This is a genomic window from Pseudomonas helleri, assembly GCF_009600315.1.
Classification (GTDB): domain Bacteria; phylum Pseudomonadota; class Gammaproteobacteria; order Pseudomonadales; family Pseudomonadaceae; genus Aquipseudomonas; species Aquipseudomonas helleri_A.
Genome location: NZ_WIWC01000113.1, coordinates 1 through 468 on the forward strand (window position 1 = coordinate 1; position 468 = coordinate 468).

Sequence of the window (468 nt, forward strand, 5' to 3'; positions counted from 1 at the left end):
AAGTGCGCGCTTCTCTTCTTTCAGGGTAGGTCTGTGCACTCCAATACTCTAGCGTAGAATGACAACAACCGACACCATCAAAGGCAGAACAGACATGGCTGATTTAGACGATTTGAAACGAAAACGTGACCAACTCACAGCCAAGATTCAGCAGGCAGAAGCACGACAACGAGCTACAGCCAAGAAGGCAGAAGATAGGGTCAAGGTTTTGGTCGGCGCGGCTGTGTTGTATCAACAAACACAGTCAACCGAAAAACGTGCAGCCCTACTATCATTACTGGATAACTTTCTGACACGACCAGCTGAGCGACTGGCTGTTCTAGGTGAGGATGGCCAAGGTTCTAATGAGTTTAAAAGACTAATTACAAAAATCTAGTAATTACCTTGTCAGATAGAAAAATATATAGAACTAAATTCAGTTATTAAAGTAAATCATTAGATGCACAGACAAGAATAGTGGCGATAAAA

At 42.5% G+C, this 468-nt stretch carries 1 protein-coding gene; it reads left to right on the forward strand.

What is annotated here, in order from left to right; translation table 11 throughout:
- Nucleotides 1-94: 94 nt before the first annotated feature.
- Nucleotides 95-376: a hypothetical protein gene (locus GHN86_RS23080; protein WP_153338423.1), complete on the forward strand. Its 282-nt coding sequence runs from the start codon at nucleotides 95-97 to the stop codon at nucleotides 374-376.
- Nucleotides 377-468 lie beyond the last annotated feature (92 nt).